This is a genomic window from Salinarimonas sp. NSM, from assembly GCF_052380005.1.
GTDB lineage: Bacteria > Pseudomonadota > Alphaproteobacteria > Rhizobiales > Beijerinckiaceae > Salinarimonas.
Genome location: NZ_JBQTCJ010000104.1, coordinates 1 through 5678, shown reverse-complemented (window position 1 = coordinate 5678; position 5678 = coordinate 1). Strand labels below are relative to the sequence as shown.

Genomic DNA, 5678 nt, shown 5'->3' with positions numbered 1-5678 from the left:
GTGCGGGCCTGGACCTCGGCGCGCTCGGCCACCTGCGCGGCGCAGGCCCGCGCCTCGGACGCGGCGTCGGCGGCCTCCGTGCGCGCGGCGGCGTGGCCGATCAGCTGGACGAGCGCCTCGAGCCGGCGGATCTCGGCGGCGACGGCGCGGTAGCGCGCCGCCTGGCGGCTCTGCCGGCGCAGGCCCTCGATCTGCCCGTCGAGGCCCGAGAGCACGTCCTCGACGCGGACGAGGTTCTCCTCCGCGGCCTTGAGCCGCAGCTCCGCCTCGTGACGCCGCGCGTGCAGGCCGGCGATTCCGGCGGCGTCCTCCAGGATGCGTCGGCGCGCCTGCGGCTTGGCGGCGATGATCTCCGAGATCTGCCCCTGGCGCACGAGCGCCGCCGAGCGCGCGCCCGTCGCGGCGTCGGCGAAGAGCAGCTGGACGTCGCGCGCGCGCACCTCGCGCCCGTTGATGCGATAGGTCGAGCCCGCCTCGCGGGCGATCTTGCGCGAGATCTCGAGCACGTCCGCGTCGTTGAAGGCCGCGGGTGCGGTGCGCGCGCCGTTGTCGACGCTCACCGTCACCTCGGCGGCGTTGCGCGCGGGGCGCCCGCCCGAGCCGTTGAAGATCACGTCCTCCATGCCGGAGGCGCGCATCGCCTTGTAGGAGCTCTCGCCCATGACCCAGCGCAGGGCCTCGACGAGGTTCGACTTGCCGCAGCCGTTGGGCCCGACGATGCCGGTGAGCCCCGGCTCGATCGGGACGTCGGTGGGCTCCACGAAGGTCTTGAAGCCGGTTATGCGCAGCCGCGTCAGCTGCATGCGGGCTGGCCGGCGACTTCCCGCTCCCGGACGGGAGACGGGCGAGAGAAGTCGACGCGACGGGAGATCAGGCCGGTGTCGATCGCCCGAGCACGCCGCCGTGCCCGATCGACCAGCCGGACGCCCCCGGCCCCTCTCCCGTCAAGCCGAGGGGAGACGGCGTCACCCCTCCAGCATCGGCGCGACGATGGCCTCGAACTCATCGATGGTCAGCGCTCCGCGGCGCATCTCGCCGTTGAAGAAGAAGGTCGGCGTGGAATTGACGCCGAGCTGCTCGCCCCGCGTCTTCACGTCGATGATAGCATCGTAGAGCGCCCGGTCGTTCAAGCAGGCCTCGAACTTCTCCTGTGAAAAACCGGCCTGGCGCATCAGCTGCTCCAGCGCGTCGCGCGGGCGCTCGGAATAGGCCCACTCCCGCTGCAGCTCGAACAGCATGTCGACGACGCCCCAGTACTTGTCCGGCTCGCAGCGCGCCAGCATGAAGCCGGCGAGCGCCAGCGTGTCGAGGGGGAACTCGCGCATCACGAGGCGCACCTGCCCGGTCTCGATGAAGCGCTCCTTCACCAGCGGCCAGGTCTGGTTGTGGAAGGTGGCGCAATGACCGCAGGTCAGCGAGGCGTACTCGTAGACCGTCACCGGCGCGTTCTCGTCGCCGAGCGCCATCTCGCCGAGCGGCCCCGCGGTCCCGAGCAGCTCCATGTCGACCGACTGCGCGAAGGCCGCGCGCGGCGCGAGCACGCCGAGGGCGCTCGCACCGGCGAGCAGGGTGAGGGCATTGCGGCGCGTGATCATCATCGTCTCTCCGTCGAAAGCGGCGGGTACAGGTCTCGGACAACGGCCTCTGGGGACCTCCGTTAGCACGAGAAGTAGGCCGAGACCGAGGCCGATCACAAGCGCGGCACGTTCGGGCGTCGCGCACGGCGAATCACGACTTCGTGTGACGCCCCGCGGGCGCGGGCCGCCCGCTCCCCGCGACGACAGCCCGGCCGAGCCGCGCGAGCGCGTCGCGCAGGGCCTCGTCCGCGACGGGCTCGGTGGCGCCCGCGATGGCGGCCTCCTCCTCGCGCACGAGCGGGCGCGGCGGCGGGCGCCGGGGCGGCGGGCGGCGCACCGGCCCCTGCTCGAGCACGATCCGGCCGACGCAGGACCAGCCGTAGAGCGCGTTGATCCGCTCGATGAGGAGCGGCGCCAGATGCTGCGCGTCGAGCGCGAAGGCGCTCTCCACCCGCACCACGAGCTTCGCCGGCGGCGGCGGGACGTCGGGCTCGGGGCGCGCGCGCCTGGGCCACTCCATCCGCACCGGCTGCGACCGGCTCCCCAGCGGCTCGCCGGCGATGTCCGGCCAGGCGGCGAGGATGTCCGCCGAGGCGAAGCCCTGGCGCGCCAGCGCCTCGCTCATCGCGCCCTCGACGAGCTCCGCGAGCGGCCTGACGCCGGGGCGCCTGCCGAGGGGGTTGCCTCGGGGATTACCGTCCTGCCGCGCCATCGCGTCCGTCGCGCTCCGATGGAAGCCGATCGCGGGATCGGCTATGTGAGGCGACCATGGTAGCCCCGACCACCGCCCCCCTGGAAGCCGATTCGCACGCCTCCGGCGCGGCGCAGGCGCGCGGCCGCGCGCCGGAGACCGCGCCGACGGCCGACGACCTCCTCGCCTGGTACGACCGCCACCGCCGCGCCCTGCCCTGGCGGGCGAAGCCCGGCGAGACGGCGGACCCCTACCGGGTCTGGCTCTCGGAGATCATGCTGCAGCAGACCACCGTGATGGCGGTGAAGCCCTATTTCGAGCGCTTCCTCGCCCGTTTCCCGACGGTCGAGGCGCTCGCCGCCGCTCCGTCCGAGGAGGTGATGAACGCCTGGGCGGGGCTCGGCTACTATTCCCGCGCGCGCAACCTGCACGCCTGCGCAAAGGCCGTCGTCGCCGAGCACGGCGGGCGCTTCCCCGACACCGAGGACGGGCTGCGCGGGCTTCCCGGCATCGGCGCCTACACCGCCGGCGCCATCGCCGCCATCGCCTTCGACCGGGTCGCGGCGGCGGTGGACGGCAACGTCGAGCGGGTGATGACCCGCCTGTTCGCGATCGCGGAGCCGATACCCAAGGCCAAGCCCGCCGTGCGCGAGGCGACGCTGGCCCTGGTGCCGACCGATCGCCCGGGCGACTTCGCGCAAGGATTGATGGATCTGGGCGCGACGATCTGCACGCCCAAGCGCCCCGCCTGCGCGCTCTGCCCGTGGATGGCGCCCTGCGCCGCGCGGCGCGCCGGCGAGGCCGAGGTCTACCCGGTCAAGGCGCCCAAGAAGGCGCGCGAGACACGCCGCGGCGCCGCCTTCGTCGTCGAGCGCGCCGACGGCGCGATCCTGCTTCGCACCCGCGCGCCCGAGGGCCTGCTCGGCGCGATGGCGGAGCCCCCAGGCAGCGCGTGGGCACCGGACTACGTCGCCTCGCGCGCGATCCTAGACGCGCCGCTCGAGGCGCGCTGGAAGCGGCTCGACGGCGTGGTGCGCCACGTGTTCACGCATTTCGCGCTCGAGGTGAGCGTGCTCCACGCCCGCGTCGCCGCGGGGACGCCCGCGCCCGAGGGGATGCGCTTCACCGCGCGCGAGGCGCTCGGCGACGAGCCGCTGCCCAGCGTGATGCGCAAGATCCTGGCACACGCGCTCGGTCCTGGCGTCCCCGTGGCGCGGGCCGAGCCGGCGAAGACCGCCGGTCCCGCCGAGCCCGAGGGGCAGAAGGCGCGTGGCGCGGCCTGAACCGCGCCGGGTCAGCGGCCCGTCGACATCGGGTCCGAGCGCCCCCAGTAGGGCGTCGCGTTGTAGTAGCGATGGACGTGCTCCTCCCACTCGCGGGAGAAGGAGGCATCGTGCTGCTCCGCCGTGCGCCGGGGCGCCTCGCGGATCTGGTCGTCGCTGAGGTTGAGCTCGTAGCCGCCGAGACTCGTGTCGTAGTGCAGCACGCCCCAGGGCATGGTGAACTGGTGCTTGTCGAGCCCGAACAGCCCGCCACCCACGCTCATCACGGCGTAGGCGACCTTGCCGGATCGCTTGTCGATCATCACCCGCTCGATATGGCCGATCTCGTCGCCGTTCGAGCGCTTGACCGGCGTGCCCTCGACGCGGTCGCTGGCGATGAGATGATGGTCGGGCTCGCGCCCGGCGCCGCTGGCCATGGATACCTCCTCGTGTAGACCCTGTGGCGCGTCAACGCGAGGCGCACGAGCGACGTTCCGAGGTGGAGCGCCGGGCGGGACCGCTCGCGGAGCCGCCGGTGCCCGTGCCCGTGCCCCGAGCCCGAGCCCGAGCCCGGAGGATAGCGCGGGAGCGAGCGGCTCGGGCAATCTTGACGCGCCGGTTCGTTCTGGTTACGTTCGCTTTCGTCGGGGCGGGAACTCGGGTGGGGGAGAGGGCGACGTGACGCGGGTCTACAGCATTCCCCTCGGGGCGCCCTTCCTGGAGACACTCGCCGACGCGCTGGTCGAGGGGCGGCTCGTTCCCGGCTTTCCGGAAGGGCGTGGGCCGGATGCGCTGGCGCGGGCGACGATCTACCTGCCCACCCGCCGGGCCGCACGCGCGCTCGGGGCATCGATCGCCGAGAAGGCCGGCGCGCGCTTCGGCGCCCCGGCGCTGATCCTGCCGCGGATCGTGCCGCTCGGCGCCGCCGACGACGCCGAGCTCGCGCTCGCCGCGGGAAGCCTGGAGCATTCGGCCGACGCGCAGGCGCTCGCCCCGCCGATCGCGCCGCTGGAGCGGCGGCTCCTGCTCGCCCGCCTGATCCAGCACTGGTCGCAGCGCCTCGACCCGCGCCTCGCACGGCTCGACGGCGGCACGCCCTTCCTCGTCCCCTCCTCGCCGGCGGACGCGGTCTCGCTCGCCGGCGAGCTCGAGGCGCTGATGGACGACATCGCCTGGGAGGGCGTCGCCTTCGAGGCGCTCGGCGCGGCGGTCGACGGCGACTTCTCGCAGTATTTCGAGCTCACCCTCGACTTCGTGCGCATCGCCTTCGGGGCCTGGCCCGCGATCCTCGCCGAGCGCGGGGCGAGCGACCCCGCGCGACGCACGGCGGCGCTGATCGACGCCGAGGCCGCGCGCATCGCGGCGAGCCCGCCGCCGGGACCGGTGATCGCGGCGGGCTCCACCGGCTCGATCCCCGCGACCGCGCGGCTCCTGGCCGCGATCGCGGCGCTGCCGAAGGGCGCCGTGGTGCTGCCGGGGCTCGACCGCGATCTCGACGCGGACGCCTGGCGGGCGGTCTGCGGCGAGCGCGAGGCGGGGCTCGCGCCGGCCCACGGGCACCCCCAGGCGGTGATGGCGCGTCTCGTCGCGCAGGTTCTGCGGATCGCGCGCGCGGACGTCGTGCAGCTCGGCGAGCCCGGCGCCGCGGGTCGCGCCCGCGAGGCCATGCTCGCCCAGGCGATGCGCCCGGCGGAGACGACGGAGGCCTGGGCCGCGCTCGATCCCGGCCGGCGTGCGCGCCTCGCCGCGGAGGGGACGGAGGGGCTCGCCCTGATCGAGGCGAAGGACGAGCGGGAGGAGGCGCTCGGCGTCGCCGTCGCCCTGCGCGAGGTGCTGGAGACGCCCGGGCGCACGGCGGCGCTGATCACGCCGGATCGCGGGCTCGCAGCCCGTGTCTGCGCCGAGCTCGGCCGCTGGGGCGTCGCCGTCGACGATTCGGCGGGCACCAGCCTCGCGGAGGCGCAGGCGGGGCGGCTCGCCCGGCTCGCCGCCGAGGCGGCCGCCGAGCGTTTCGCGCCGCTCGCGACGCTCGCGCTCCTGCATCACCCCGCCGTGCGGCTCGGCTTCCCGCCGGCCGAGCTGGCGCGGGCGCGTGCGGCGCTCGAGATCGGCGTGCTGCGCGGGCCCGAGCCCGGGCCGGGTCTCGCG

General features: G+C 74.8%; 6 protein-coding genes. 2 read left to right on the top strand and 4 right to left on the bottom strand.

Annotated elements, in window-relative coordinates; translation table 11 throughout:
• From ACTZWW_RS22290 to ACTZWW_RS22280, 3 genes are all read right to left on the bottom strand, one after another.
• On the bottom strand, positions 1–803 hold an 803-nt coding region (locus ACTZWW_RS22290; RefSeq protein WP_444783160.1), incomplete at its 3' end, for an AAA family ATPase.
• 162 nt (positions 804–965) lie between these two features.
• Complete coding sequence (locus ACTZWW_RS22285) at positions 966–1595, bottom strand: DsbA family protein (RefSeq protein WP_444783161.1); 630 nt, start codon at positions 1593–1595, stop codon at positions 966–968.
• A gap of 133 nt (positions 1596–1728) precedes the next feature.
• Positions 1729–2289 carry a DUF721 domain-containing protein gene (locus tag ACTZWW_RS22280; protein WP_444783159.1) on the bottom strand — a complete coding sequence of 187 codons (561 nt, stop codon included), beginning with the start codon at positions 2287–2289 and terminating at the stop codon, positions 1729–1731.
• Between the two features lie 56 nt (positions 2290–2345).
• Between ACTZWW_RS22280 and mutY the strand changes: the two genes are divergently transcribed.
• Positions 2346–3551, top strand: a complete 1206-nt coding sequence (gene mutY, locus ACTZWW_RS22275) for an A/G-specific adenine glycosylase (protein WP_444783158.1) — start codon at positions 2346–2348, stop codon at positions 3549–3551.
• Positions 3552–3562: 11 nt separating this feature from the next.
• Here the strand turns inward: mutY and ACTZWW_RS22270 are convergent, their stop codons facing one another.
• Positions 3563–3967, bottom strand: a complete 405-nt coding sequence (locus ACTZWW_RS22270) for a PRC-barrel domain-containing protein (protein WP_444783157.1) — start codon at positions 3965–3967, stop codon at positions 3563–3565.
• Positions 3968–4208: 241 nt separating this feature from the next.
• Here ACTZWW_RS22270 and addB point away from each other — a divergent pair.
• A partial coding sequence (addB, locus tag ACTZWW_RS22265) for a double-strand break repair protein AddB (RefSeq protein ID WP_444783156.1) occupies positions 4209–5678 on the top strand: 1470 nt, incomplete at its 3' end.

Excerpts from the sequence above, each read along its gene's own strand:
- mutY (WP_444783158.1), top strand. The coding sequence starts at position 2,346 with ATGGTAGCCCCGACCACCGCCCCCCTGGAAGCCGATTCGCACGCCTCC.
- ACTZWW_RS22285 (WP_444783161.1), bottom strand. The coding sequence starts at position 1,595 with ATGATCACGCGCCGCAATGCCCTCACCCTGCTCGCCGGTGCGAGCGCC.
- ACTZWW_RS22280 (WP_444783159.1), bottom strand. The coding sequence starts at position 2,289 with ATGGCGCGGCAGGACGGTAATCCCCGAGGCAACCCCCTCGGCAGGCGC.
- ACTZWW_RS22270 (WP_444783157.1), bottom strand. The coding sequence starts at position 3,967 with ATGGCCAGCGGCGCCGGGCGCGAGCCCGACCATCATCTCATCGCCAGC.